This window comes from Acidovorax delafieldii 2AN, from assembly GCF_000175235.1.
Classification (GTDB): domain Bacteria; phylum Pseudomonadota; class Gammaproteobacteria; order Burkholderiales; family Burkholderiaceae_C; genus Acidovorax; species Acidovorax delafieldii_B.
Genome location: NZ_ACQT01000432.1, coordinates 1 through 1,893 on the forward strand (window position 1 = coordinate 1; position 1,893 = coordinate 1,893).

2 protein-coding genes are annotated in these 1,893 nt (G+C 67.2%); one reads left to right on the top strand and one right to left on the bottom strand.

Features of this window, described 5'->3' with window-relative positions; all coding sequences use genetic code 11:
- A partial coding sequence (gene purM, locus ACDELDRAFT_RS21915; RefSeq protein WP_005800789.1) for a phosphoribosylformylglycinamidine cyclo-ligase occupies window positions 1-938 on the bottom strand: 938 nt, incomplete at its 3' end.
- 175 nt (window positions 939-1,113) lie between these two features.
- On the opposite strand from purM, the gene hda reads away from it, so the two are divergent.
- On the top strand, window positions 1,114-1,812 hold the full coding sequence (gene hda, locus ACDELDRAFT_RS21920; RefSeq protein WP_005800791.1) for a DnaA regulatory inactivator Hda: 699 nt from the start codon (window positions 1,114-1,116) through the stop codon (window positions 1,810-1,812).
- Window positions 1,813-1,893: the final 81 nt, after the last annotated feature.

The window sequence follows — 1,893 nt, forward strand, 5'->3', positions numbered from 1 at the left end:
CCGATGCCGTTGTTGAACGTGCGGTTCATCTCGATGTCGTCGATGCCCGCCGTCTTTTGCAGCCAGGCGAACAGCTCGGTCTGGGGCCAGCTGCCCTTTTTCAGGTGCGCGGCAGTGCCTTCGGGCAGCACGCGCGGAATGTTTTCCAGCAGGCCGCCGCCGGTGATGTGGGCCAGGGCCTTGATGCCACCAGCATCCTGCGAATGCGGGTGGGCGGCCAGCGCGGCCAGCACGTTCTTCACATACAGGCGCGTGGGGGCCATGATGGCTTCGCGGAAGGGCTTGCCGTCGAGTGCTGCGGGCAGGTTGCCTGCGGCACGGTCGATGCACTTGCGCACCAGCGAGAAACCGTTCGAATGCACGCCGTGCGAGGCCAGGCCCAGCACCACGTCGCCAGGCCGCACGTTCTGGCCCGTGAGGATCTTGGACTTTTCGACCGCGCCCACGCAAAAGCCCGCCAGGTCGTATTCGCCGGCGGGGTACATGCCGGGCATTTCGGCGGTTTCGCCACCAATCAGTGCACAGCCAGAGAGTTCGCAGCCCTTGGCGATGCCGCCGACCACGGCCGCCGCCGTTTCCACGTCGAGCTTGCCGCAGGCGAAGTAGTCCAGGAAGAACAGCGGCTCGGCGCCCTGCACCAGCACGTCGTTCACGCTCATGGCCACCAGGTCGATGCCCACGGTGTCGTGCATGTTCCACTCGAACGCCAGCTTGAGCTTGGTGCCCACGCCGTCGGTGCCGCTCACCAGCACGGGTTCCTTGTAGCGCTTGGGCACTTCAAAAAGGGCTCCAAAGCCGCCAATGCCTGCCAGGACGCCCTCGCGCATGGTCTTCTTGGCCAGCGGCTTGATGCGCTCGACCAGCGCGTCGCCTGCGTCGATGTCAACGCCAGCGTCTTTGTAGGACAGGGGGGTAGGAGTGGAGGCAGAGGAGCTCATGGCAGGGGCGGCACGGACCAGCGTGCGCGGCAGACTAAAATTTGCGCAGATTTTACGGGCTGCGCACCGCCTGCAGTCCGTCCACCCCTTCTTCGCGACCCGTTTTGCCTTTCAAGCCCATGTTGTTTCCCGTGACCGATCCCTGTGCCTGCCCGTGTGCATGCGGGCTGCAGCCATGAAGCAGCTGGCCCTGGACATAGGCCTTGCGACCGGGCCCACCCTGGCGCGATTTTTCGGCGGACCCAATGAGGCGGCCCTGCAGCATCTGCGCCTGTGGGTGGGCGACGGCCACCAGCCGGGCGCCCGTTCGCCCGTGCCGACCTACCTGTGGGGCGAGGCCGGCAGCGGCAAGACGCACCTGCTCAAAGCAGTGCGCCAGGCGCTGCGCGACCAGGGCGCCAGCGTGGGCTGGCTCGACCCGAGCGTGGGCGCGCCCCCCGAATTTGATGAGAACTGGGCCGCGGTCATTCTGGATGACGTGCACCTGTACAGCACCGCGCAGCAGGCCGTGGCCTTCAACTGGTTTGTGAACGCCATCAGCCCGGCCAGCGGCACGCCACGCTGGGTGCTGGCCGCGGGCAGCCTGCCACCGGCCGACTTGCCGCTGCGCGACGACCTGCGCAGTCGCCTGGGCTGGGGCCATGTGTTCCAGTTGCAGCTGCTTGACGAAACGGCCCGCCGCGCGGTACTGCGCCAGGAGGCCGATGCGCGGGGCGTGTTCCTGGGCGATGAGGTCATGGACTTCATGCTCAACCGCTTCTCGCGCGACCTGGGCAGCCTCATGCAGTTGCTCGACCAGCTCGACGCCTATGCGCTGCGCACCCAGCGCGCCATCACCATCCCGCTGCTCAAGGCCATGCTGGAGTCCGAATGAAGCACGCGCCCCGTGGCGCGGTGCGCCTTTCCGCTTCAATAAGGGTGCCGCCAATGCGGCCGCGCGGCGCGGCCGGCCCAG

Coding starts and splice junctions, on each gene's coding strand:
- hda (WP_005800791.1), top strand. CDS start 1,114: ATGAAGCAGCTGGCCCTGGACATAGGCCTTGCGACCGGGCCCACCCTG.